At 66.4% G+C, this 24233-nt stretch carries 20 protein-coding genes (1 of these 20 only partly in view); all 20 read left to right on the forward strand.

Annotated elements, in window-relative coordinates:
• Tightly spaced (at most 34 nt apart), the 20 genes in view from IPI56_02300 to IPI56_02395 form a layout consistent with a single transcriptional unit that may run on beyond the window.
• Positions 1–6356, forward strand: the 3' portion of a protein-coding gene (locus tag IPI56_02300) for a hypothetical protein (GenBank protein ID MBK7544574.1). 232 nt of this gene lie to the left of the window's left edge; only the last 6356 of its 6588 coding nucleotides appear in the window; its start codon lies off the left edge, out of view; its stop codon occupies positions 6354–6356.
• 24 nt (positions 6357–6380) lie between these two features.
• Positions 6381–7523, forward strand: a complete 1143-nt coding sequence (gene tgt, locus IPI56_02305; GenBank protein MBK7544575.1) for a tRNA guanosine(34) transglycosylase Tgt — start codon at positions 6381–6383, stop codon at positions 7521–7523.
• 23 nt (positions 7524–7546) lie between these two features.
• Positions 7547–7900 carry a preprotein translocase subunit YajC gene (yajC, locus tag IPI56_02310; protein MBK7544576.1) on the forward strand — a complete coding sequence of 118 codons (354 nt, stop codon included), beginning with the start codon at positions 7547–7549 and terminating at the stop codon, positions 7898–7900.
• 1 nt (position 7901) lies between these two features.
• The gene (secD, locus tag IPI56_02315; protein MBK7544577.1) at positions 7902–9338 is read left to right on the forward strand and encodes a protein translocase subunit SecD; all 1437 of its coding nucleotides are present in this window, start codon (positions 7902–7904) and stop codon (positions 9336–9338) included.
• On the forward strand, positions 9338–10261 hold the full coding sequence (gene secF, locus IPI56_02320) for a protein translocase subunit SecF (protein MBK7544578.1): 924 nt from the start codon (positions 9338–9340) through the stop codon (positions 10259–10261). The genes secD and secF overlap by 1 nt, the downstream gene beginning before the upstream one ends.
• On the forward strand, positions 10261–10872 hold the full coding sequence (locus IPI56_02325) for a hypothetical protein (protein MBK7544579.1): 612 nt from the start codon (positions 10261–10263) through the stop codon (positions 10870–10872). The genes secF and IPI56_02325 overlap by 1 nt, the downstream gene beginning before the upstream one ends.
• 29 nt (positions 10873–10901) lie before the next feature.
• On the forward strand, positions 10902–11567 hold the full coding sequence (locus tag IPI56_02330) for a lysophospholipid acyltransferase family protein (GenBank protein MBK7544580.1): 666 nt from the start codon (positions 10902–10904) through the stop codon (positions 11565–11567).
• The gene (locus IPI56_02335) at positions 11558–12871 is read left to right on the forward strand and encodes a hypothetical protein (GenBank protein ID MBK7544581.1); all 1314 of its coding nucleotides are present in this window, start codon (positions 11558–11560) and stop codon (positions 12869–12871) included. Before IPI56_02330 ends, IPI56_02335 begins: the two co-directional genes overlap by 10 nt.
• The gene (locus IPI56_02340) at positions 12868–13875 is read left to right on the forward strand and encodes a glycosyltransferase family 9 protein (GenBank protein MBK7544582.1); all 1008 of its coding nucleotides are present in this window, start codon (positions 12868–12870) and stop codon (positions 13873–13875) included. Before IPI56_02335 ends, IPI56_02340 begins: the two co-directional genes overlap by 4 nt.
• Entirely contained in the window at positions 13872–14924 is a 1053-nt protein-coding gene (locus IPI56_02345; GenBank protein MBK7544583.1) for a glycosyltransferase family 4 protein, read from the forward strand. The genes IPI56_02340 and IPI56_02345 overlap by 4 nt, the downstream gene beginning before the upstream one ends.
• A complete protein-coding gene (locus IPI56_02350; GenBank protein ID MBK7544584.1) occupies positions 14921–16021 on the forward strand; it encodes a glycosyltransferase in 1101 nt (366 codons plus the stop codon). Before IPI56_02345 ends, IPI56_02350 begins: the two co-directional genes overlap by 4 nt.
• Positions 15997–16746 carry a glycosyltransferase family 2 protein gene (locus tag IPI56_02355; GenBank protein ID MBK7544585.1) on the forward strand — a complete coding sequence of 250 codons (750 nt, stop codon included), beginning with the start codon at positions 15997–15999 and terminating at the stop codon, positions 16744–16746. Before IPI56_02350 ends, IPI56_02355 begins: the two co-directional genes overlap by 25 nt.
• Positions 16736–17542 (forward strand): polysaccharide deacetylase family protein, encoded by an 807-nt coding sequence (locus tag IPI56_02360; GenBank protein ID MBK7544586.1) that lies wholly within the window; start codon positions 16736–16738, stop codon positions 17540–17542. Before IPI56_02355 ends, IPI56_02360 begins: the two co-directional genes overlap by 11 nt.
• Positions 17542–18531, forward strand: a complete 990-nt coding sequence (locus tag IPI56_02365) for a glycosyltransferase family 9 protein (GenBank protein ID MBK7544587.1) — start codon at positions 17542–17544, stop codon at positions 18529–18531. Before IPI56_02360 ends, IPI56_02365 begins: the two co-directional genes overlap by 1 nt.
• Positions 18528–19571, forward strand: a complete 1044-nt coding sequence (gene lpxK, locus IPI56_02370) for a tetraacyldisaccharide 4'-kinase (protein ID MBK7544588.1) — start codon at positions 18528–18530, stop codon at positions 19569–19571. The genes IPI56_02365 and lpxK overlap by 4 nt, the downstream gene beginning before the upstream one ends.
• Entirely contained in the window at positions 19538–20419 is an 882-nt protein-coding gene (locus IPI56_02375) for a lysophospholipid acyltransferase family protein (protein MBK7544589.1), read from the forward strand. Before lpxK ends, IPI56_02375 begins: the two co-directional genes overlap by 34 nt.
• A gap of 14 nt (positions 20420–20433) precedes the next feature.
• A complete protein-coding gene (locus IPI56_02380; protein MBK7544590.1) occupies positions 20434–21513 on the forward strand; it encodes a glycosyltransferase family 4 protein in 1080 nt (359 codons plus the stop codon).
• Positions 21510–22712, forward strand: coding sequence for an O-antigen ligase family protein (locus IPI56_02385; protein ID MBK7544591.1), 1203 nt, complete (start codon positions 21510–21512; stop codon positions 22710–22712). The genes IPI56_02380 and IPI56_02385 overlap by 4 nt, the downstream gene beginning before the upstream one ends.
• A 34-nt stretch (positions 22713–22746) precedes the next feature.
• Positions 22747–23301 carry an isoprenylcysteine carboxylmethyltransferase family protein gene (locus tag IPI56_02390; GenBank protein MBK7544592.1) on the forward strand — a complete coding sequence of 185 codons (555 nt, stop codon included), beginning with the start codon at positions 22747–22749 and terminating at the stop codon, positions 23299–23301.
• Positions 23298–24209: a DUF3108 domain-containing protein gene (locus tag IPI56_02395; protein MBK7544593.1), complete on the forward strand. Its 912-nt coding sequence runs from the start codon at positions 23298–23300 to the stop codon at positions 24207–24209. Before IPI56_02390 ends, IPI56_02395 begins: the two co-directional genes overlap by 4 nt.
• Positions 24210–24233: the final 24 nt, after the last annotated feature.

Raw genomic sequence — 24233 nt, forward strand, 5'->3', positions numbered from 1 at the left:
TGAACCTGGTCATCCCCGACGGGTTGCCGGTTTCGAAGGACGAGATCCGCGCCGCCGTGGCGGCGTTGGGCGAAGCTTTGTCGGAGGCCCTGCGGTCGCCCCAGGACGAGAAACCGCTCAAGTCGGTCGAGACCGTTCAGGAAATCAAACGCCACATGGAATTTTGGGAAAAAGATCCCGTCCACGCCGGCGACCCGAACACGGGCATTCACGCCCTGCGTGTGCACGGGTTGACCGCTCGGCCGGTGGCCGGGAACACCGTCCTCTATTCCAGGGAAATCAGGCCCTTCTACGCCGTCACGGTTAAAAAGCGGCGCATGGAATTGTTGCGGCGCTTGACCCTGGAGCGGGACTTTAAACTAAAACAACCGGCCACCCCCGTGCTGGAGCCCGATTACAAGGCGGGGTTGGGCGGCGTCAGGGAATACGACAACATCACCTGGCTGAGCCGATTCATCTACCCGTGGGGTTCCCAGGGGCTCGTGGGCCTTTTGGGCGGGTGGGCCGCCATGGCCCTCGAGGGGCGCGTGACCCTCAAGCAATTGTTGCTGGCGCGGCGGGCCTACCTCCGCCAAGCCCGTCTCCGCGACCGGGACATTCCATACGCTTCGCTGTCCCGCGAGGAAAAGATTCAGTACGTTCAAGACGCGGGCGCCCTCTTCGACACCCTGGTGTCGCTGTTGCAGTCTTATTGGATCCAACCCCGCCGATCCGTGGAAGCCCGCCGGGGCGAGGACCCCGAGTACGTGCCGCTCTTTCTTGCGAGCGCCGGCTGGCGGCCCGCGCCCGGACACCCCAACGAGTCCATCACGGCCTGGCGCGGACAAAAAATCGTTGTCCAGGTTCGTCGGCCGAAAGTCGAGAACATGGCCGAAATAACCATCGAGGCCGAATCGGATCAACCGGGGGTTCTGGCCGTTTTGTCCGGCCTGCTGGCCGCCCAGGGTTTGAGCATTCAAGCGGCGGAAGCCACCTACGAGTGGGGCAAGGTGTCCGATCGCTTTTTCGTGATCCTGCCGGCCTTGAATATGGCGGAAACCGCCGAGTACGCGACCCAACGGATTGAGGATCTCGGGCGTCGCGTCGGGCAGCGGGCGGAAGAACTCTTTTCGGAGGGCGTGAACATCGCGGCGGTGGCGGAGGACTTTAAGAAGAAGGGACTCGAGTACCGCTTCGTTCTTCCCGAAGGCGCGGAGGCCGGCCAGTCCCTCGCGTTTTTCCACAACGTGGACGGAAACCGGGCCTTGACGATCATGACGCGGGACCGGGCCGTGGGGCGCGGCAAGAATCTAAAAAATGGAACGGGGACCCTCCACGTCATTTCCCGCTGGTTGGCGGAAAACGGCTATTCGATCCAAGGCAACCCGAGCATCCGCACCCAGGAAGGCGTTGTGCTCAATTCCTTCCGTCTTCAGCGGGTGGACGGGCGAACGATGGGGTCGACCGAGGAACGCGGGGTGGAAACCGCCCTCGAGGAATTCCTGGATCGGCCCGTGATCGAGGAAAAGGATTTCGGGTCGGGAATCCTGATTCCGGGGGCTTCGCCCCTGTCAAACGTTTTGGCCCCCTGGAATGATTTCCCCGCGTTGCGGATCGCCTGGAATCCCGTGGGCCGGGCGGCGCTTGTTGGGCTCGGGGCCCTGCTGCTTTTGGCGGTGCCCGACGCGGCCTGGGCAGCCCAGGCCGTGGCCGAAGGCGCCGCCTCTTTGGAAACGTGGGCGGCGGGGTTCGTCGGGGCGGCGATGATGGCCGGCCGCCCGCGCGGCGGCATCAATTCCGAAAAAGTCGAAGCCCTGTTCCGGTCCGGTGGTTGGGGGGACATTCAAGCGTTTTTGAAGGAAATGAAATCCGCCGCGGGCCGGGACCCGGTGGCCTACGTCGACGGCGCGTGCATTCTTCTTTTGCGCCTGATCGCATTAACGCCGGGACTTCCGGAAGAGCAACGCGAAGACCAGCGGAAGGATTTGGAGGAAAAATTCTGGGCTCTGACGGGGACCTTGGCGGGCGACGCCGTGGCCGGACCGTCGGCCGACGCTTTCACGCGAAACTACGTCGCAACGGTCATGCTCGACAATTTGGCCGCCCGGGCCGTTGATATGGAAAATTTCGATATGGCGGCCGCGCTCATCGGAAAAGCCGGCGGCCATCTGGAAACAGCCGCCGGGGCCGCCGTCGCGTCGGCCGCCGGCAAACGCCACAACCCGGTGGTCAAGGCGGCCGAAGCCCGCACGGCCTTGGCCCACACGCGGACCCGTTTGGCGTTCCGACGCGGGGATTTCGCGGCGGCGCGGAACCTGGCCGCGGCGGCCTTGGCGGATCCCAACGGGGCTTTCCATCACCCCATTCAATCCGCGCGGGATCTGGGTTTTGATCTCGAGTTTTACATCGCCGAGTCCCACGCCGCCGAAGGGAACGCCGAGGAATCCATCGCGGCTTACCGGCGCGCCCGGGCGCGCGTCCCAGAAGATCCCCGCGCGGTCACCGGCGAGGCGACCGTTCGATTGGAAATGGCGGTCCGGGCCGAGACACCCGCCGATCGCCTCGCCCTGGCCCGGGAAGCCCTGGATCTGCTTGAGACGGCCGCCGTCCAGGGCGACGACACGGTGCGCTTCCTTCGCACCCGAGTGTCGGCCTTCCTTTTCCTCCACGAATTGGCCCCGAGCGAAGGCCACTTGGCCGCGGCGGAAGCGGTGTTGCCCAAGGCGATCGCCGCCCACCCCGGCGAGTCCGACGTCGCGCGTGTGTGGCTCAACCGATGGCTCGGCGCGGGGGCCTTCGGGGAAGGTTTCGCCCGTTTGATCGCGGCCCGCGACGCGGTGCTGAACGATAAGAAAACGCAAAAACCCGAGCGCGTCGACTACCAATTCCTCGGGGCCATGAACGACGCCCTGCGGCAATTGGAGGACCGGGGCGAAGACGTGTCCGCGCCCCTCGCCGAAGTCGCCTTGAACGTCAAGGAGGGGGCCACAGCCCCGGCGGCGGACGCCGCGTTTCTGCTCAATTTGCGGGGGGACAAGGGCGCTTTTGCCCGGGGCGTGGCGGCCCTGCGGGCCCACGTGTCGGCCACGGCCGAGGTGGCCTTGGCAAAAAAGACCGGGGCCGAGGAAACCAAAGCCTTTGAAAAAGCCCTGGAAACTCTGCAGCGGGTGAGCGACGTCGATTGGGTGGTCCGCACTCTGGTTCCCCGTGCGGCCGCCTCGGAGAACAAAACGGCGCAAAACGCCCTGGTCGAATTCCTCAAGAACAACGCCGAAGATGTGTCCGTCGTCGGTTTGAAAAGCCTCCGAGACCACGCCGCCGTGATGGCCGTTCGCGCGTTTGCCAACTTCGCGAACTTGAATTGGAAACGCTCCCAGGAACAATTCCCCAAGCGAATTGGCCAACTCGCCGACGCCCCCATCACCGATTGGGATTTTGCCGAGGCCTTGCTGGCCGACGCCCGCCTGCTCGGGGTGGAGGACAAGCCCGGCGTTCAAAAGTTGCGCGCCCTGTGGGACGTGCGGGAGGCGGAGCGCGCCGCTCAAGAAGCCGATCGGGCCGCTGTCGTTGCCCGACAGAGACAGCAATCCCTGGCCGAAGCGCGGCCCGAAAACTTGAGGGCTTTGCGCGACCTCCGGCAGCGGTTGAGCGAGCGGCGGAACCGGATCATCGCGAGCCAAAACCCGGCGCTCGCTCTGGAACATTGGGAGAAAAGCCAGGAGCTCTTTGCTCAATTCGAGGCCCTGTCGGTGCGGGTGGAGGGCGATAGCGATTTGGAGATCCGCAGGGTGGTCGAGGACATCCGCGCCGGCGTGCGGGGTGTTAAAACCTTTTACGCTCTGCAAGTGGGCGGGCCCTGGCGGGACGCCGTGACCGATCAGCTGGAATGGGAAGGCAACGCGATTTTGAACGATTGGCGCACGGCGGTCCTTAATGAATCCGTGATCAAGCGGTTGACCCGGGAGTCGTTGGAGTGGATCCGCCTCGCCCGGGCGTTCCTTGTGCGGGGCAGGGAGGACGGTGAAATTGTCCGGGAAGAATCCCGCAAGCTTTTGGAGCAGGCGCGGATTTACCGCCCCCGCAAAGAACGCGGCGCGGTCTCCCATGAACTCCTGTGGGGGGTCGCCGGCCTCTTGGCGTTGACGGCCCTGGCCCTGCCCATGGACCGGATGTGGATCCTGATCGGCGTGGAAATCACCCTGGCGGCCGCGGCCCTCAGGACCGCCGGAAGGGCTTCACGGCGGATGCGCCGGGCGGTGGAAGGTCTGTCCGCCGCGGCCGGGGGCTTGCCCTCGGCGGGTCCCGGGCCCCTCCTGAACCCGGCGATCGCCGCGCGGGAGCTGGCCGACTGGCTTGACGCCGTCTTGAGCGCCGGTGAAAATCCGATCCATCCTTTCGACGCCCAGGACATCTACGAGGGCGTGAAAACAGCGATCGACGAGCTCCACCGTCGGTGGGACCCCGGCCTGGCCGATTTGGAAAAGGCCCACCGCGCGGCCCTCGCCCGGCGGACCGAGGACAGCCCCTCCCCGGCCGCGGTGTTGGCTTTCGCACCGGAAGCGCAACGGACGGCGACCGATGCGGTAAATCCTTTCGCGTCCCTCACCCCTGACGAGCGCACCGCTTTTGCGGGGGATTGGGTCCAACGGTTGAATGAGACGATCGGGGTTTATATGCCCCGGCCGGGCCCCCACGCCTTCGCCCTCGCGCCCCCCGACGGGACGTGGGCGACGGCGCACCCCGAGGGCATTCTGGCCTCGGCCGACCTTCCGGCCCTGGGGAGCGGGGAAGCGCCGGTGGGTTCGGCCGCGGCCGTGGCCCGGGAAGGCGTATTGGCCGCGTTCATGGCGTATCAATTGCGGGGTCTGGCCAAAGTGTATTGGAATCCTGGGACACACCGGGTGCACGCGGCGTTCCCAACGGAAATAAAAGGCCGGCCCGTCACGGAGCAACGCGCGCTGGATTGGTTGGGCACCGCCGTGTTGCGCGCCCGTGGCAGCGAAGAAGGCAAGGAAATTTTGCGCCTCACGACCCGGTGGACGGTCACGCCTTCGCCCGAGGATTTGGCCCGGCTGAACCGCGCGCTGCGGGTTCTGTTCGGCAACGGACAGGGTTTTGTCGAGGCGCGGACCCTGTTCGCCCCCCAATATTGGGAAGGTCCCGCCTATTCCCGGGACACCGTGATGGCCGCGGTGAACGAAATTGCCGGCGCCTGGGGCTGGGCGGCCCGCGCGTCGGTCGTTGACGGCGCCGCGCCGGTGGTCTTGCGCGGGACGCCCTTCGCGTTTCGAATCGAGCGTTCGGTCCCCACGGCCTCCACCGCCGCGGGTCGGGTGGTGGAATGGCTTAACGCCCATTTCGATGAATTCGCCCCCCACAACATTTTGGGGGTGAAGACCGATCCCCTGAGCGACTATTTCTGGAGATTGATCTATCGCGACCTGTTCGGCCGCCGAACGCCCCTGGCGGCCGCGAACGCCGTCACGGTGGACCGTCGCGCCGAACTGGACCGGGCCCTTTTGGGCGGGCCCGCGGGCCCGGTGGCGGTGGGAGGTTTGACAGCTGAAATTTCCCGCGTGCGGGCTTTCGTCGAAACCGAGCGTTGGCGGTCCAAAGCCGCCCGCGCGGCCTTGACCGAAGCGTTGGGGGGCTGGACTTTGACCGACCCCAGCGGTCTTTTGTCGACGGATCAAGTGCGGCGCGCCGGTGCCATCACGGCCGCCGCGACGCGGCGCGACGATCCCTCGGGTTCCGCCGAACGCGTTTTCCTCGCCCTTTCGACCCTCGGCGAACACCATTTAACCGAGGACCAGTGGAATTTTTGGGCGGGCGAGTTCGCCGTCGGGTTCAACGCGGGCCTCTCCCCCGCCGGGGAACAAATCAACGCCGCCTTGGACGCGCGTCGGCCCTTGGTGGTGGAGATCCCCGAATCGATGTTGGGCGAATCGCCCAGCGCCCAGGACGAAACCCGGCTGGCGGAATTGCAGGTGCTGTTGAGCCGGAAAAACGATTTAAACGCGGGGCAGCTCACCTGGGTTCTGCCGAGCGGGATCGGGGATTTGGACCGACTGCCCCGTCGCCTCGCGGGACTGCGGGACATTCGGGCCGCCGTTCGTGTCAAATCCCAAATACCGTTGACGGATGGGAAACGCTCCGTCAAAGCCCTCTTGTTGGACCTGCAGGGCCGTTCCCGCGTGACCGATTTGGCCCCCACCGATCTCTTCCTCATGGACCGGAGCGAGTGGGTGGTCGAGGCCGACCTGCCCCAAGACGTCGTTCGCTTGCTGATCGCCCTGGCGGGCGGGTTGGTGGTCGACGCCACCAACCTCCTGGCCAACGAAATCAAGAATCTCTTCTACCTCCAGACCAACGCCTAAACGGCATTTGCTATTCTGCCGTTCGTGAAACCCCTCTACACATTGGAATCCTCGGATGGCGCCGCTCGCGCCGGCCGTCTTCGGCTTGCCCACGCGGAAGTCGAAACCCCCGTCTTCATGCCCGTGGGCACCCAGGCCTCCGTCAAAACCCTGATTTCAGAGGATTTGGAAGACCTGGGGTACAACCTTATATTGGGCAACACCTACCACCTCGGGTTGCGGCCGGGCATCGATTTGTTGGAATCCGCCGGCGGGCTTCACGCCTTTATGTCCTGGAAGGGGGGCCTTCTCACCGATTCGGGCGGGTTCCAGGTGTTTTCCCTGGCGAACCGACGGGAGATTTCCGAGGAGGGAGTCGTGTTCACCTCCCACGTGGACGGCGCGCGCCACCGCTTGACCCCGGAGACCGTTGTGGACGCCCAACTCCGCATGGGCGTGGACATCGCCATGTGCCTGGACGAATGCCCGCCCTACCCCTGCGGGGAATCCGAGGCCCGGGACATGATGGAGCGCACCCTGCGCTGGGAGGCGCGCGCCAAAGAGCGGTGGCTCGCCTCCGGCGCGATGGAAAAAACGAATTTGTTCCCCATCGCCCAGGGGTCGACCTTCCCGGCGCTGCGGCGGGAAAGCGCCCGACAAACGGCGGAGTTGGACCTCCCCGGCCACGCCCTCGGGGGGCTGTCCGTGGGTGAACCCCGGGAGATGTTGGGGGAATTGATCGAGGCGAGCGTGGCCGAGCTGCCGGCCGATAGGCCCCGCTATTTAATGGGGGTGGGACGGCCCGAGGACATGCTGACGGCCGTGGAACGAGGGGTCGACATGTTCGATTGCGTCTGGCCCACGCGGAACGGCCGCAACGGCCAGGCCATGACCTGGGATGGCCCCTTCAATCTTAAGACCAACGCCTGCCGCACCGACCCTCGCCCCCTGGATGAAAACTGCCGCTGTCCGGTCTGCCGCCGTTACACCCGCCGTTACCTGGCCCACCTTTTCCGGGCGGGGGAATACGCGGCCCTGCGGCTCCTGACTTTACACAATTTGGCCTTTATGTTAGACTTCACGCGTTCGATCCGACGGGCGATCGTCCGTCGGGAATTCTCCACATTTAAGAAGGATTTTGAAGCGCGCCAAGGCCGATCGCGGTCCGCGCGCGAGGGGGTTGCGTGAAGACGTTTTTCCTTGTGATGGCAATGTTCGCGGGCGCGCCGGCGTGGGCGGAACCGGCCAAGGCCGCCTCCGGCGGCATGACGATGTTGATCCCCTGGATCGCGATTTTGGGCATCTTCTACTTCCTTTTGATCCGCCCTCAACAAAAAGAGCGGCAGAAACACCAGACGATGCTGGACGCGCTCAAACGGGGCGACCAGGTCCTCACCCAGGGCGGTCTCTACGGGACCGTCCAAGCCATCAAGGGCAAAGTGGTGGAAGTGAAAATTTCCGACGACGTCAAGGTCCAGGTCAACCGCGGGTACATCGCGCAGGTGGTCCAGGGCGACCCGTCGGCCGTGGAGCCCGAGGTCGTCGGGAACGGCACGGCCCGATAAAATGCACCGCGCCTACTGGAAGTCCCTGGTCATCCTGGCGGTGGCCCTTTTGGCCGCCTGGACCCTGTTCCCCTCCTTCTCTTTTTACCGCCAACCCCGGACCCAGCAGGAAGAAATGCGCCAACGGCGCAACCCCCTGGTCAACAAAATCCTCAATCTCGGCCTGGACCTGCAGGGCGGCAGCCATTTGTTGCTGGAATTGCAAACCGCCAAACTGCCCGACGATCGGATGGAAACCGTCAACGAAGCCATGGACCGGGCCATTGAGGTCATTCGCAACCGCATCGATCAATACGGGTTGTCGGAACCGCTGATCGTTCGCCAAGGGCAAAAATGGATCGTCGTTCAACTGCCCGGCGTGAAGGACCGCAACCAGGCGAAGGATCTGATCGGCCGCACGGCCCTGTTGGAGTTTCGTTTGGTCGACAGCGCCCCCCTGCCGGACGGGTTGATCAACAAGGCGCGCGAGTTGAACCTGGGCCCCCTCAATTTGAGGCCCGGCCAAATGCCCAAGGAGATCAAGTCCCTCCTCCTGGCGGGCATGGAGTTGCTCCCCGGCAAGGAATCCGCTTTTTACGTCGTGAAGACCACCGCCGAGATGACCGGCGCCGGTTTGAAAAACGCGCGCGTCGAAATGGGCAGCGATTACTCCGGCGCGGCCCCCCACGTCGCCCTGGAGTTCAACGACGAAGGAACCAAGTTGTTCGCCGCCGTGACCGGCGCCAACGTGGGTCGCAACCTGGCGATCGTGCTGGACGGGACGGTGATGTCCGCGCCGGTGATCCGCAGTTCCATTCCCGACGGCCGCGCGATCATCGAGGGGCAGTTCACCCCCGAGGACGCCAAATTCTTGAAATCGGTCCTCCAAGCCGGCGCCCTGCCCGCGCCCTTGGAGATCGTGGAAGAACGCACCGTCGGCGCGACGTTGGGCGACGACTCGATTCGGGCGGGCCTCGCGGCCGGCGCCCTCGGGCTGGCCATCATTTTCTTGTTCATGGCGGTGTATTACAAGTGGTCCGGCGTGCTCGCCAACTTGGCGTTGGTCCTGAACCTTGTTTTGCTTTTGGCCCTGATGGCCATGTTCAAGGCCACCCTCACCATGCCGGGCATCGCGGGCATCATTTTGACGATCGGCATGGCGGTGGACGCCAACGTGCTCATTCTGGAGCGCATCCGCGAAGAGATCCGCCTGGGCAAAACCCCCCGGCTCGCCGTCGACCAAGGCTACGAGAAGGCCTTTTCGGCCATCTTTGACGGCAACCTCACCACCATCATTGCGGCGGTCTTTTTGTTCCAATTCGGGACGGGCCCGGTGAAGGGCTTCGGCATCAGCTTGATGCTCGGGTTGACGGTGTCGATGTTCACCGCGATCGTGGTGACGCGCACCGCCTACGACCTTTTGCTGTTAAACCGCAACGTCCAAAAGTTGAGCGTCTAATGGAATTCTTCAAAACCCCCAAGTTCGATTACATCAAGCACTACAAGTTTTTCTTCGGCCTGTCGGCGGTGTTGGCGGTGGTCAGTGTCGGCGCCATCGTCGTCCGCGGTAAGTCCTTGCTCAGCATTGACTTCACCGGCGGGACCTTGATCCAAGGGTACTTTGAAAAAACCCCCGTGCCCTTGGCGGACGTGCGGTCCGCGCTGTCCAAGGCGGGTCTGGGCGGGGCGGAGCTTCAAAGCGTGCCCGAACACAACGCCGTCATTCTGCGTTTCAAAACGAAACAATCGGAAGAAGAACGCCGGACCATCGAAAGCCGGGTCAAGAACGCCTTCGCGGCGGCCCACCCGGACAACCCGTTCATCGAAGAACGCGCCGAATTCGTGGGGCCGGTGGTGGGCGCCCATTTAAAAGTGAAAGCCGGTTTGGCGATCTTGTTTTCCCTTTTGGGCATCGTGGTCTACGTGGCGTTCCGGTTCCGGAATTGGATTTGGGGCGTCTCCGGCGTTTTGGCCCTGGCCCACGACGTCTTTTTGGCGTTGGGGTTCATGGCGGTCATGAACCGGGAAATTTCCATTACCGTGATCGCGGCGCTCCTCACCCTCGCGGGCTATTCGATCAACGACACCATCGTCATCTTCGACCGGATTCGTGAAAACATCCGCCTGCGGGGCCGAACGGGCAAGGAGGGGTTGGACGCCCTTATCAACCGTTCCTTGAACGAAACCCTCTCCCGGACGATCATCACGTCCCTGACGGTCTTCATTGTTTTGATTTCCCTCCTGTTGTTCGGCGGCGAGGTGATCCGTGATTTCGCCCTGGCGCTGACTTTCGGCGTTGTGGTCGGGTCCTACTCGACGCTCTTCATCGCCACGCCCCTGGTCTACCTCTGGCAGTCCAAGAGCGGTCGTTCCCTGCGGTGATGAGCCCCGCGGCGGTCGCGACGAAGAAAATCCGAAAGTTTCGCCTTCACGCGCGCCCGAGCGCCGTCCTCCGCAACCTCAAAGTCCTGTTGGACAACCCCCAGGAAACCCCCGAGCTCTCAAGCGACATTGAAGCCGAGGCGAAAGCCGCCCAGGCCCTCCTGGACACGGCCGCCCTTTACACCACGGTCGTTCGCGGCTCCGCCCCCGGGGAATTGGAAACTTTTTGGGAGCCCGTTGCCGGCGATCCCGCCCCCGTGGCCTTGACCCTGTTCGCCGCCACCATCGGCGGCGGTCTGGAAACCGAACTGTCCGGCGCCCTCTCCCGGGGGGAGACCTTCCGCGGCCGTGTTTTGACGGCTCTGGGGGAAGAGTTGGCCGACCAGGCCGCCGTGTTCATCGAGCGGTTGGTGGGTGAAGAAGCCCAGTCCGACGCCTGCGAACTGTTGAGCCGGCGCCTGTGCACCGAGGACAACCCCCAACGCGCCGTCCTCACTTTTTTGGACGCCGGCCGGATCGGCATCGGCCAGGATTCCGCGGGGCACCGTTTCCCGCGGTTCACCCGGGTGGGCGTCATCCCCTGGGGTCCGCCTTCCAAAAAACGGAAGTAACCCCCTCGGGGAGGGCTGTCCCCGCCGCCATGACCCCCCACCTTTCCCTTCGCGACCGTTTTTTGGCCGCCCTGATTTCCGGGGTCGGGGCCCTTTATTTGCGCGGGGTCGGAATCTCCTCCCGCCTGACCGTCCATCGGTCCCCCGGGGTTCTCGAACGGGAGGGGAAGAACCTTCCGATCGTCTACGCGTTTTGGCACCGCCACCAGCTCCTCTTGTTGTACGTGCACCGCGGGCGGGGGGTGCGGGTTTTGGTCAGCCGGAGCCGCGACGGGGAATTCGTCGCCCGGGCGCTCCACCGGCTCGGTTTTCGCACCGCGCGGGGCTCCTCCTCGCGCGGGGGGGGCGGGGCCTTTCGGGATTTGCTGGACACGGTCCAAGCCGGCGGGAGCGTCGCGTTCACGCCTGACGGGCCGCGGGGCCCGTTGCGGTCCGTTCAGCCGGGCGTCGTCGCCCTGGCCGCGCGGACCGGGGCCCCTGTCGTTCCCGTCGCCTGGGCGGGCACCCGCGTCAAGGAGTTGAACAGTTGGGACCGCTTTCTGGTCCCGCTTCCCTTGGGCCGCTACGCCGTGGTATACGGAGAGCCCGTGTTTCTGGCGGAAGAGGGGCCCGCCGCGGAAGGCCGGGTCCGCGACGCCATCGACGCCGCGGTTCGCGAAGCGGAAAAACGATTGGGGGATGCCACGTGTTGCTGATTTACTCCATTCTTTTCTTTCTCGCCTGGCCCCTGGTGTTCCTGGCCTTTGTTTGGAAATACGGCCTTCGAAAAAGTCTTCGCGGTCTGCCGGAACGGTTCGGGTGGGGCGGTCCGTGGCCGGAAAAAACGGGGGCCCTGTGGGTTCACGCGGCCTCCGTGGGTGAAGTGCGCGCCGCCGAACAATTGTTGCGGGCCCTGCCCGCGCGCTTCCAGGGCGTGCCCCGGTTCCTCACCACGACGACCGTCAATGGGAAAGACCTCGCCGTCCGGCTCGCCCTGGCGGAAACCGTGCGGTTGGCCCCGGTCGATCGGCCCGGCGTTTTCCGCGCGGCCCTGCGGCGCGTTCAACCCCGGTGCGTCGTCCTGGTGGAAACCGAACTTTGGCCCCACTGGCTCGATGTCCTGGCCCGGGAGAAAATCCCGGCCGCGGTGGTCAACGGGCGCGTGTCCGACGGCGCCTACCCCCTCTACCGCGCGTTGAAAAAACTCTGGTCGCCCCTCCTGTCCACGCTGGCCCGGGTGGGCGTCCAAAGCCCCCGCAACGCGGCGCGTTTTCTCGCCCTGGGGGCCGACGCCCGGCGCGTCGTCATCACCGGCAATTTGAAAAACGACGTGCCCTTGCCCGACCCCGCACGGATCCCGGCTCTGAAAAAAGCCTACGGGTTTGCCGACGGGGACCCCGTGTGGGTGATGGGGAGCACCCAGCCCGCCGAGGAACCCCTCCTCCGCGACGTCCTGACGGCGTTGCGGAAGAACCACCCCGCGCTCAAGGCGGTTGTCGCGCCCCGTCGAATCGAACGGGCGGCGGAAACCCGCCGCCGGTTTGAGGAAGCCGGTTATTCCTGCGCGTTGCGCTCCCAATTGTCTTCGGTCGTCCCCGCGCCCGAGGTTTTGGTGTTGGACACGGTGGGCGAGTTGGCCGAAATTTACGGGGTCGCGACGGTCGCCTTCGTGGGGGGCAGCCTGGTGCGGCGCGGGGGCCAGAACCCCCTTGAGCCGGCCCGCTGGGGTGTGCCCGTGGTGTACGGTCCGTCCATGGAGAATTTCCGCGAAATTGACGACGCCCTGCGGGCCGCCGGAGGCGCGCGCGTCGCCGCCGACGGCGAGGCCCTGCGCGCCGTTGTCGATCGCTGGCTCGCAACACCGCTGGAGCGGGGGGGAGCGGGCGCGGCGGCCCGGTCGGTCGCCGACGGAGAACGGGGGGCTTTGGAGGACAACCTGCGGCTGATTGAGGAAACCCTGACGTTTTCTCCCGACGAAATCCGCCCGCGGCGCGCTCCGTGCGCGGGGTGCCCGTCGTGAAGAGCGTTCTCCTGATCCGGTTGTCGTCGCTGGGGGACGTCGTGCTCACGACGCCGGTGGCCGCCAACCTGAAGCGCGCGGGCCTGCGGGTGGCGGTCCTCACGCGGCGCGCCTTCGCCCCGTTGTTCGAAGGGAACCCCACGGTGGACGAGGTTTTTGTTTTTGAGGACCGCGGGGTCTGGGGCTGGGCCCGGGCGATCCGCGCGCGGCGATTCGACGCCGTGATCGACTTGCACGGCACCGGACGGTCCCGCCTGTGGTCCATGGTTTCGGGGGCGACCCGGCGCGTTCGTTACGACAAGCGGGCCGCCGCCCGCCGCCGTCTGGTCTGGACGAAAAAAGCCGCCCCGACGCTGGCGGGGGGCGTCGTGGACCGTTATTTGGAAACCTTGGCCGCGCTGGGGGTGCCCGCCGTCGAACGCACGCCGCGCCTATATCCCTCGCGGGAAGACCGGCCGTCCGCGGATTTCGCCGAGGCCCTGGGGGACTCTCCCTTCTTGGTTTTGGCCCCGGGGGCCCAGCACGCCACCAAACGCTGGCCGGCCGAGCGGTTCGCCGCCGTGGCCGATCGTTGGTTGTCGGAGCGCCCGAACGCGCGGGCGGTCCTGCTGGGGGCCGCGACCGACATTCCGGCGGGGGCGGCCGTTCGAGCCGCGATGGACCGACCGGTCGTGGATTGGGTCGGCCGGACGTCGTTGGCCGAAATGCTTCGGATCCTGAACCGCGCGGCGCTGGTCGTCACCAACGATTCGGGCGCCACGCACGTCGCGGCGGCGTTGGGGCGGCCCACCGTGGCGGTCTTCGGTCCCACCGTGCGCGAATTCGGCTTTTTCCCGGTCGGCCCCCGCGTCGCGGTCGTCGAGGGCGGCCCGTTGCCCTGCCGCCCCTGCGCCTTGCACGGCAAACCCCGCTGTCCCGAGGGGCATTTCCGCTGCATGACGGACATCCCGGTCGAACACGTCCTGGCCGCGGCCCGCGTCGCCGCGGGGGAGCCGCGCCCGTGAAGATCCTCCAAATCCTCGACGAACGATGGGATTCCGGGCTCACGGCCTACGGGCTCACTCTGGCGCGCGCCTTGGCGGCGCGGGGCCATTCGGTGACCATCGCCGCGCGACCGGGCCAGGCCGCCGAAAAACGGGCGGCGGCGCTTGGGTTCCCGGTCCTCCCTTTGGGGTCGTTCTTGGCTTCGGCCCGGGCCGTCCGGGCCGGGGAGTTTGACGTGGTCAACGCCCACACGGGCGCCGGCCACACCCTGGGTTTCGCCGCCACGCGTTTTTCGCGCGCGGCGCTCGTGCGCACGCGCGGCGAGGCCCGGCGGCTATCGGTCCGCCCCGGCCAGGCGGCTCTTTTTCGGCGGACCGAGGCGGTGGTGGCGGCGTCCCGCGCTTTGGCGGAGGCCTACGCCCAGCGTTTTCCTTTTTTGGGGGACCGCCTCCGGGTGGTGGAACCGGCGGTGGACTTGCCCGTCCATCCGGCCCCTTTTCCGACGGGGCCCTTCCGGGCCGGGATCGTCGGTCGGTTGGACCCGGTCAAAGGGCACCGTTTCTTCATCGAGGCGGTGGCCCAATTGAAGGGCCGTCTGGCGGACCAGGAATTTTGGATCGCGGGGGAGGACAAAAACCTGTCCCGCAAGGAACTCGCCGCCCTGGCGGAGTCGGCGGGGGTGGGCCGCTGGATTTGGTTCCACGGGCGCGTGCCCGACGTCGGGGCGTTCATGGCCCAATGCCGCGTCGGCGTGGTCGCCTCCGTCGAAAGCGAAGCCGTGTCCCGCGCCGGTCTCGAGTGGTTGGCCCAGGGCCGCCCGCTGGTCGCCACGGACGTGGGGGCTTTGCCCGAAATCGTTTTGAACGGCGACAACGGGTTTTTGGTCCCTCCCAAAAGCGCGGGGGGGCTGGCGCGCACCCTGGGTCTATTGATGGACGACCCGGCGCGCTGTGAAAAAATGGGGGCGCGGGCGCGCCGCGTGGCGGAGGAGCGGTTTTCCTTAGACCGCCTGGGCGCCGAAACCGAAAAAATTTACCAGGCCGCCCGGGCCCGGCGGGAATCGGCGTGAAACCCCTCTCGATCCTGCACCTCAACACCGAGCGCGGTTGGCGCGGCGGGGAGCGGCAGACCTTTCTCCTGGCGCGGGAGTTGGCGCGGCGCGGGCATCGGAACGTCGTCGCCTGCCGTCCGGGGGAAGCGCTCGATCAAAAATGCCGCGACGCCGGCCTTGAAACCTTCCCGGTCTCCCCCTGGAGCGAATTGGCGATTTGGGAAGCGGGACGGCTCCGTCGGTTCCTCCGGTCGAACCGGGTTGAAATTCTGCACGCCCACACGGGCCACGCGGTCGGGCTCGGCGCTCTGGCCTTTCCGGGCGGCGGGGCCCGCCTGGTCGCCACCCGCCGGGTGGATTTCCCCGTTCGCGGCGGGCCGGGCCGCTGGAAATACGGCCGACCCGCGGCCTGGGCGGCGGTGTCCCAAAGCGTGGCGTCCCGCCTGATCGCGGCCGGCGTCGCGCCGGCCCGGGTCCGGGTGATTCCCAGCGGGGTGGATTCGGCGGCCTATCCGTCCCGTCGGGATCGCGACCGCCTGCGCCGAGACAGGGGCATTGATTCCGCCACGCGCGTAATTCTCCACGTCGGGGCCCTCGATGAGAGCAAGGACCAAGCCACCCTCCTCCGTGCCTTCGCGCGGATCGCCCCCCGATTGGCCGACGCGCGGCTTTTGATTCTGGGGGACGGCCCCCTGCGGGGCGCGTTGGCGGAGATCGCCCGAAAAGAGGGGGTGGCCGAGCGCGTCTCTTTTCTAGGACACCGAGCGGATGTTTTAGAATATATGGCGTTGGCCGATCTGGTGGCGTTTCCATCCCGAAAAGAAGGGCTGGGCACGGTGCTGTTGGACGCGCTGGCCATCGGTGTGCCCACCGCCGCCACGGCGACCGGGGGGATTCCGGACATCTACGGCAGTCCCACCGCTCCGGAATTGTCGCCGGTCGGGGACGCGACGGCCTTCGCCGCCAACCTGGAGCGCGGGTTGGACCCCGACGAGGGGGCGCGCCGCGTGGCCCGCGGTCGCGAACGGGTGGGGGGTTTCACCGTCACCGCCATGGCGGACGCTTACGAACGATTTTACGACGAGGTGATATGCCGCGACTCTCCGCGATTCTGATCGTCCGCAACGAGGAACGCGACCTCCCGGGCTGTTTGGACAGCCTGCGGGGGGTCGCCGATGAAATCGTCGTGGTGGACAGCCGGTCGACCGACCGGACGCGGGAGATCGCCGCGTCACGCGGCGCGCGGGTCATTGAAAAAGACTTCGCCGGGTTCGGGCCTCAAAAGCAATTCGCTTTGGAACAGGCCACGGGCGATTGGGTGTTGAACATCGACGCCGACGAGCGCCTGACGCCGGAGCTGGGAGGCGAGATCCGCGCCGCCCTCGACGCCGGCCCGGCGGTGAACGGGTTCCTCCTGCCGTTCCACAATATCTTTCTGGGCCGGCGATTGCGCTTCGGGAGTCACTGGAGCGAGAGCCATTTGCGGCTGTTTCGGCGGGACAAGGCCCGTTACGCCGGGCGGGAGATCCACGAAGGCATCGACGTGGCCCCGCCGCACGGACGCCTGCGCGGCGCGGTGCGCCACGAAAGCTACCGCAATTTTTCGGAATATCTTGATAAATGCAACCGTTACACCGGGCTGATCGCCCGGGACAAGCGCCGCCGGGGGAAACGGTTCCGTTGGTGGCACCACCTGCGGTTGCCATGGGAGTTCTTTATCCGCTATTTCCTGAAATTGGGTTTTCTGGACGGTCACCCGGGTTTTGTGTACGCGGCGTTGAGCGCTTTCTACGCCTGGCTCAAGTTTGTTCGAATGACGGAGGACACGGATGCTGCCTGAGCTCTTGTCGGGGATCGGCCTGTTGGCGGCGGGGGGGTTTTCGGCGCGGTGGAATTGGTGGCGCCCCCGGGCGAAGGGACTGCCGGTGCTCATGTACCACAAAGTCGGCGTTCCGCCGGCGGGGTCCAAGCTTAAGAAATTGTGGGTGTCGGTGGAGCAACTGCGCCGGCAAATGGAGTACTTGAAACGCCGGGGTTACGCGCCGCTCACGCTCCGGCGCGTGGCGGAGTTGTTGGACGCCGGCGACGCGGTCCCCGCCAACGCGGCGGTCATCACTTTCGACGACGGCTACCAAAACAACCTCACGGAAGGGTTGCCGGTGTTGCGGGAGTTCGGGTTCCCGGCGACGATCTTCGTGGTGGTCAACGCCATCGGCCGCGACAACTTCTGGCACGACCCGGCCACGGAAACGCGCGTCCCCATGTTGACCTGGGACGAGGTCCGCGCGTTGCGCGACGCGGGGTGGGACATCGGGTCCCACACCCTCAACCACCCGCGGCTGGCCCGCTTGACGCCGGAAGACGCCCGGAAAGAGCTTGAGGAGAGCCACGCGACCCTGGCCCGGGAAATGGGCGTCCCGCCCGTTTCTTTCGCCCATCCCTACGGGAACGGCGCCGACGATTTGCCCCTTCGGCTGTTGATCCAAAACGCGGGCTACAGGACCGCTTGCACCGTCCACCAGGGTCTGGCCGACCCCGTCGGCGCGCCCCTGGCCCTCCGACGGATCTTCGTCCGGGGGGACGACACCCGTTGGGATTTTCATTTGAACATCACGCGCGGCCGCGCGCGTTTGTAATGCGGATCCTGATCGTCCAGCCCCGCCGCATCGGCGACGTCATTTTGACGACGCCGATGATCGACGCGCTCCGCCAAAAGTTTCCCGAAGCGCGCATCGAGTTCCTGGCGGAGGGCGCGGCGGCCCCCGTTCTCGAAGGCTACCCCGGCCTGGACGAAACGCTTCTCTTTGATAAAAACCTCCTTCGCTGGATTCCGGAAATCCGCCGCCGCCGTTACGATTGGGTGGTGGATTTCATGTGCAACCCGCGCACCGCGCAACTGACCGCCTTGAGCGGGGCTCCCGTGCGGGCGGGTTTCGATGTCCCCTTTTGGGGACGGGTCTACAACCGCCGCGTCCCGCGCGGCGGCCCCGACCGGTATGTGGTCGCCTACAAGCACCAATTGTTGGAAGCCCTCGGTGTTCCCCCCGCCCGCCCCCTGCCCCGCTTGACGCACCTGGCCGGCCGCGACGAAGGCGCGCGCGCCTGGTGGGACAAGGAAGGCGTGGGTCGGTGGGGCCAGCGGGTGGCCCTCTTGCCCATGCACCGCCACCCCGTGCGCCAATGGCCCCTTGAAAAGTGGGCGGAATTGCTTCCCCTTTTGCTGGCCCGCTCCGACCGGGCGGTTCTTCTGTTCGGAAGCCCGGAGGAACGCCCGGACCTGGAACGCTTGGCGGCGCCGCACCCCGGCCGCGCGCACGTCATCCCCGTCGGACCCCTGGCCCAAGCGGCGGCCCTGTTGGCCCGTTGCCGCGTCGCGGTGTCGAACGATTCGGGCCTCATGCATTTGGCCGTGGCCATGGACGTTCCGACGGTGACGATTTACGGCCCGACCTCGCCCGTGGCCTGCAGCCCCGCCACGCCCCGGCACCGGGCCCTGCGTGTCGATGGGTTGTCGTGCATCAATTGCGAACGGAGCCGTTGCCCCTTCAACCACGAGTGCATGGCGTGGCTGGGGGCCGCGCGGGTGGCGCGGGAGACCGAAGACCTGCTGGAGCGCACCGCGTGAGTTGGCCGAGCCACCCCCTCTGGCGGGCGTCCCTGGCCCTCCCGGCGGCGATTTTCGGCGCGGCCGCGCGCGCCCGACGGCGGCTTTACGCGGACGGGTATTTTGAAAAGACCCGCTGGCCCTTTCCGATTTTTTGCGTCGGGAACTTGACCGTGGGCGGGTCGGGGAAAACCCCCGTGACGCTTTGGCTCACCGAGCGGCTGAAGGCGGCGGGCCGCCGCCCGGTGATTTTAAGCCGGGGCCACGGCCGGCGGGGCGGGCCCGTCTACGTTCCCAATCAAGGAGAGGCCCTTCCGGGGGCCGCGCTTTTGGGGGACGAGCCCCGCCTGTTGGCGGCGCGCCTGCCGGGCGTTCCGGTCTCCATCGACGCCGATCGCTCGGCGGCGGCCGGCCGGGCCTGGGCCGCCGGGACCGTGGATTGCGCGGTGATGGACGACGGTCACCAGCACGAGCGCCTGCACCGGGACCGAAGTCTGTTGTGTATGGACGCCCGAACGGCCCACGGGGTTTTTGTGGCGGGCCGGCCGACCCCCCTCTTGCCCGCGGGGCCCTGGCGGGAAAAACCCGCGGCGGGCGCCCGGGCCGACGGGTGGGTTTTCACCCGGGCGGAACGCTTGAGCGGCGCGGAGCGCGCGGCCCTGCGGTCGGCGGGCCTCCCCGGCGCCGTCCCCACTTTTTTCGCGGATTACGTCCTCTCGTTTTACGAAGGGCGGACGGGCCGCCCGGTTCCCGCGGCCGAATGGAACGGCGCGTCGGTGCTGGCCCTGACCGGGGTGGCGGACCCCGCCGGGTTCGAGGCGGGCCTTGAACGCTTGGGCGCGCGGGTTCGCGGTTTGCGGTTCGCCGACCACCACGTGTTCTCGCGCAAGGAGAGGGCGCGCGCGACGGACGAGGCCGGGCGGGACCGCCGGCGCCTGATTGTGACGGAAAAGGATTGGCAACGGTTGCCGCCGGATTTCCCGGCGGTGGTCGCGCGGTTGGATTTGAAGTGGGACGGGGAGGACCCGTGGGATTCGGTGATCGCGTCCGCTTTGCGATAGAACATCTGGCGGCCCGGTTGTTGTTCGGGGCGTTGGGTCGAATGCCCGCCGCGCTGGGGCGCCCGCTGGGACGCGCGCTCGGCCGGGGCGTCGGACTCCTGCGTCCCCGGCAGTCCCGCGTCGGCGTGGCCAATTGGACCGCCGCCTTTCCCGGCACGTCGCCGGAAGAGGCGCGCCGCCGCGTGGGCGGCGTCTGGGCCCATTTTGGGGAATGGTTTTGGGAGTACGCCCGGTTGGGGCGCAGTTCCCCCGCGGACTACGCCGACGCCATCGCCCTCACGGGTTTGGAGGGCCTGCGGGATTCCGTCAAGAAAGGGAAGGGGGTGCTCCTTTTTACGGGTCATTTGGGCAACTGGGAATACGCGACCCCGTTCATGAGCCTCGACGGCATGCCGCTCGCGATGATCGCCCGTCGGGCCAAAAACCCCTCGGTCAACGATTTCATCACCCGCGTTCGGGAACGTTTTGGGGCGCGGGTTTTCATGCACAAGAACGCCGCCCGCGAATCCCTGCGCTGGCTCCGCGAAGGGAAGGTTTTGGGCCTCCTTTTCGATCAGCGCATCACCGACGGAGCGATCGCGGTGCCTTTCTTCGGCCGTCCGGCCTTGACCACCGGGTTGCCCGCTTTGTTGGCCCTGCGCCTTGGTTGCGCGGTGCACCCCATGAGGTCCTGGCGCGAAGGGGAAAAAATCCGCGTGGACATCGAGCCCGCCATGGAAGTTCCCGCCGGTGGACCCACGCCGGAAAACATGTTTGAATTGACGCGGCGCATGACGGAGCGGGTGGAAGCCTGGGTGCGCGCCGCCCCCGACCAATGGTTGTGGATCCACAACCGCTGGAAACCGTGAAAGGAAAATAATCCATGCTGGGTTCGCCGATCGGCTTGGTGGTCAAGGATCTGTCCCCGGACAACGACGCGGGCCGCGCCGCCCTGGCCCTGGCCCCGCGGCTCTTGTCGCGCGGGTTCATCCCCCGATTGACCGCCCATCGGTTGGCCGTCGCGCCCCCCCAGGACATGTTGGGCCCCACCCTGGACATGGACACCGTCGGGGCGTGGCCCTTTCCCGCGGCCTGGGCCGCCGCGTCGTTCGATCGGGCGGCCCGCCGGCGGCAAGGGAAATTGCAGGTGGTCTTGACCCACGGGTTCGGCGACCTGTCCAGCCAGGACGTGTTGACGTTGCTCGACGGGGAGCCCGACCTTCGGAAAACCCCCGGGTGGCGGGCGGGCCTGACGCGCCGCCAATTGGCGCCCGATGGGTCGCGGGTGATCACGGTGCCCTCCGAACTGATGAGGGGCTGGGTGGCCGAGCGGGGGGTCGCCGGGACGAGGGTCCGCCTGGTCCGCCCCGGGGTCGACGGGAAAGAATTTTCGCCCGCGCTGCGCGGTCCGGGGCGATTCACGTTGCGGCAATCGGCGGGATGGACCGATGACCTCAAAATCGTTTTTGCGCCGGTCTGGGCCGAGGCCGAGCGGCGGCACCTGACGCTGGTGGTGCGGGCGGTGGACCGCCTGTTGGCGCGTTGGCCGGTCGCTCTGTGCGTGGTGGGCAAGGCGGACTTCCGCGGGGACGCCGCGGCCTATCGATTGATCTCCCGGGGTCGTCTCTTTCAGGTGGAGAGAACCCCTTATCTCTCGAGGTACCTCGCCGCCGCCGACGCGATGACCCTGCCGTCACGCTTTGAGGGGTTTGGCATTGTCGTGTTGGAGTCCCTGGCCTGTGGGACCCCGGCCGTTGTCAGCGACCGGGTGGGCGCGGGGGAAATCTTGACCCCCGGGGTGGATGGGGAAATCGTCCACGATTTGAATTCGCCCGACGAATTGGCGGCGGCCATCGAAAAGGCTTTGGGGTTCGATCGGGCCGCTTGCCGGCGGAAAGCGGAAGCCCACCCCTGGGACGGCGTCGCCGACGCCCACGCAAAAATTTACCGGGAACTGATATGACAACGCCCGGCGGCGCGCGTCTCGAGACGGCGCGCGACGGCCTTTTGATCGCCCTGGGCCTCGCCCTGCCCCTGTCTCTCGCCGCGGCCAACGTGTTTTGGGGCTTGGCCGCCGCCTTCGCCCTGCCTTTGCTTTTTCGTCTCCCCCGGGTTTGGCGTCCCACGGGGCTGGAACTTCCCTGGTTGGCCGGCCTGGTTTGGACGGCGGCGTCGGCGGGCCTGACCTCGACGACGGCGGGTTTGGGTCACGCCCTCCGCTCCGAAGTGTTGATATTGGTTTTTGTTTTGGCGGCGGTCCTCGGCGGCCGGGCGGGTCTTTCCGCCCGATGGCGCTTTTGGGGAATCGCGGCGGCGGTGGCCGGGGTTCTGGGCGCTTTCCAATGGTTGAACGTTTGGGATCGCGGGGTTCCATCGACGGTGGAGGGCCTTCCTTCTTTTCTCGTGCGCGCCTTCTCGAACAAAGGCGGTCGGGCGGTCGGCCTGTACAGCAACGCGATCACCTTTGCGGAGGTCATGGCGTTGGCGGGTCTGGCCGCCCTGGGGGGCCTCCCGCGCGAAAAAAAAGCCGCCCGTTGGCTCACCGCCCTGGCGGCCGGGGCGGGGCTGTTTTTCAGTCAAACCCGGGGCGTTTGGTTGGCGGTCTTCCTCACCCTTGTTCTTTGGGCGGCGCTCCGGCGGGATAAAAAAATCGCCCGGGTCCTGGGGATCGGCGTGGTCTTGGCGGGGTTGGCCGTCGTCGCCAGCCCGGCGTTGCGGCACCGGGCGGCCAGCATCGGGGACCGCCATCGGGACAGCTCGAACCGCATTCGCCTCGGTCTTTGGGTCCGGTCCCTTGAATTGATGCGGGGGCGGCCCCTTTGCGGCGTCGGCCCGGGGCAGGCCCGGATCCCCGCGGCGGAACTCCGTTGGGGGGGGTCGGTGCCCGGCGAAGTGTGGACGGAAATGCACAATATCTATTTGCAGGTCGGGGTGGAAAAGGGACTCATCGGGCTGGGGTTGTTTTTGTGGTTTTTGGCGGCGCTCGGGCGGGTCCTCTGGCGCGCCCAGGAGCGGGACCCGACCCTGGCCGGTGTGTTTTGGGGTTTCGTGGCTTTGTTGCTGGCCGGATTGACCGAATCCTGGTTCAACGATTCGGAAGTTGTCATGAACCTGTTTTTTGCCGCCGGAACGGCCTGGCGCGCGGCCGAAACAAAAATATGAGAAAATACCCCATCCCCTTGGAAAGGATTCTATCGTGATCGCACGCTGGCGTGTTTTTTTGGGTTTTGTGGCCGGAGGCCTTTTCGCCCTTTTTTCCCATGTCGGAAGTTGGCCCCGGGCTTTGCTGGGCCTCCTTTTGGCGCTCGCGGGCCTTTGGATTCGCGGTTGGGCGGCGGGTTATTTGGAGAAAGGAAAGCGTCTGGCCCAGGACGGGCCCTACGCCTGGGTCCGCCATCCTTTGTACACGGGAAGTTTCCTGATGGCGCTGGGGTTTGTCATCGCGGGCACCGCCTCCCGGTTCCCGGTTCACGCCGCCGTCCTCTGGTTTGTTTTCCTCTTCCTTTTCCTGTGGATCTACCCCCGCCGCATCGTGGACGAAGAGCGCGCGTTGGAGAAGACGTTCGGCGACGCCTGGCGGGCTTTCACCTCAAAGAACCACCGTTTTATCCCCCGCGGATCGCCGGCACGGCGGGAAAACCCCGACCGGTTTGAACGCGCGCGGTATTTGAAAAACCGGGAATACAACGCCGCCATCGGTTGGGCCGCCGGCGCGGCGCTGGTGATCTTCAAGGGGATCGCCGGCCTGTGATCTTTTCCCGGCGCGCCCTTTTGGTGGCCGCGCTGGGGGGGTGTCTCTCCGGGGTCCGCGCCGCCGAGCCGATGCCGGCCGCGTCCCCGGTCTTGTCCACGGCGCCCGCCGCGATCGCCTTCGCCTGGCGCACCGAAGCCCAAACGGCCTTCGCCCCCGGGGAAACCATCCGCTACGTCATTAAATACGGCATCCTGCCCTCGGGCGTGGCCACGCTCGAAATCCGCTCCACCGACACCGTCCGTGGGCGCCCGGTCTATTACCTCCATTCCGAGGCCCGCACCAACAAAACCATCGACGCTTTTTTTAAGGTTCGCGACAAAAACGAGTCCTGGATGGACGTGCAGAGCCTGGCGTCCCTGCGGTTCCGCCAAAGCATGCGCGAGGGCGGGTACATGCGCGAGGTGGAGACCGATTACGACCACGCCGCCCGGTCGTTCACGTACCGGAAACGCCGGAAGGGCAAAGAAACCGTCGTCGAAGGTCCCATCCCGCCCTTCGTCCAGGACGTCCTTTCCAGCCTGTATTTCATCCGGACGCGTCCGCTTGTCGTCGGCCAAACCTACACCCTCGACGCCAACTCGGGCGCGGTGAACTGGCCTTTGCGGGTGCACGTGCTCCGCAAAGAAAAAGTTCGCGTGCCCGCCGGGGTGTTCCAGTGTCTGCGTTTGGACCCGATCCTCGCGGGCGAGGGCATATTTCAAGCCAAAGGGAAGTTGCTCGTTTGGGTCACCGACGACGAACGGCGGGTGCCCGTGCTGTTGCGGTCCAAAGTGGCGGTGGGCGCCTTCGACGCCGAAATGCGCGAATACATTCCCGGGGGATCCCCCGCGGCCGCGGTCCTTCCCGCCCCGCCCCCGAAAAAGCCGCGGCGTGTCGTCGATCCCTTCGCCGGGGACGATTTTTGATTTTGTTATAATGCCCTCGTTTTT

It is taken from the genome of Elusimicrobiota bacterium (assembly GCA_016706425.1).
GTDB lineage: Bacteria > Elusimicrobiota > Elusimicrobia > FEN-1173 > FEN-1173 > JADJJR01.

What these genes read in the sequence shown, in the direction of transcription:
- IPI56_02385 (MBK7544591.1), top strand. Translation starts at nt 21,510, where the DNA reads ATGACAACGCCCGGCGGCGCGCGTCTCGAGACGGCGCGCGACGGCCTT.
- IPI56_02360 (MBK7544586.1), top strand. Translation starts at nt 16,736, where the DNA reads ATGCTGCCTGAGCTCTTGTCGGGGATCGGCCTGTTGGCGGCGGGGGGG.
- IPI56_02365 (MBK7544587.1), top strand. Translation starts at nt 17,542, where the DNA reads ATGCGGATCCTGATCGTCCAGCCCCGCCGCATCGGCGACGTCATTTTG.
- IPI56_02380 (MBK7544590.1), top strand. Translation starts at nt 20,434, where the DNA reads ATGCTGGGTTCGCCGATCGGCTTGGTGGTCAAGGATCTGTCCCCGGAC.
- secD (MBK7544577.1), top strand. Translation starts at nt 7,902, where the DNA reads ATGCACCGCGCCTACTGGAAGTCCCTGGTCATCCTGGCGGTGGCCCTT.
- secF (MBK7544578.1), top strand. Translation starts at nt 9,338, where the DNA reads ATGGAATTCTTCAAAACCCCCAAGTTCGATTACATCAAGCACTACAAG.
- IPI56_02325 (MBK7544579.1), top strand. Translation starts at nt 10,261, where the DNA reads ATGAGCCCCGCGGCGGTCGCGACGAAGAAAATCCGAAAGTTTCGCCTT.
- yajC (MBK7544576.1), top strand. Translation starts at nt 7,547, where the DNA reads ATGTTCGCGGGCGCGCCGGCGTGGGCGGAACCGGCCAAGGCCGCCTCC.
- IPI56_02355 (MBK7544585.1), top strand. Translation starts at nt 15,997, where the DNA reads ATGCCGCGACTCTCCGCGATTCTGATCGTCCGCAACGAGGAACGCGAC.
- IPI56_02330 (MBK7544580.1), top strand. Translation starts at nt 10,902, where the DNA reads ATGACCCCCCACCTTTCCCTTCGCGACCGTTTTTTGGCCGCCCTGATT.